The organism is Pseudomonas brassicacearum (genome assembly GCF_003732265.1).
Taxonomy (GTDB): domain Bacteria; phylum Pseudomonadota; class Gammaproteobacteria; order Pseudomonadales; family Pseudomonadaceae; genus Aquipseudomonas; species Aquipseudomonas brassicacearum_D.
In genome coordinates this window covers 1-252 of record NZ_MOBK01000259.1, presented here as the reverse complement: position 1 = coordinate 252, position 252 = coordinate 1, and the positions used below count along the sequence as shown (strand labels likewise).

The following is a 252-nucleotide window of genomic DNA, read 5'->3' as shown; positions in this document are numbered from 1 at the left end:
GCCCGCCCGGTGATTGCGCCGAACCACACCGCGATGGGCGATTACATCGACGAACGCGTCGCTTTCATCGTCAAGTCCAGCCGCGAGCCGACCATCTGGCCGGAGGACGTGCGCATCCTCTATCGCACGCTGCGCCATCGTCCCGACTGGGGATCGTTGAAAACCGCCTACGAGGACAGCTACGCCATGGCCAAAAACCATCCACAGGCTTACCTGGCGATGGCCGCTGCCGCTGCTGAGCGGATGCGTGAA

Annotated in this window: 1 pseudogene; it reads left to right on the top strand. The window is 63.5% G+C overall.

Features of this window, described 5'->3' with window-relative positions:
• Nucleotides 1–252: pseudogene (locus BK660_RS31155) on the top strand (glycosyltransferase family 1 protein); the annotation flags it as partial.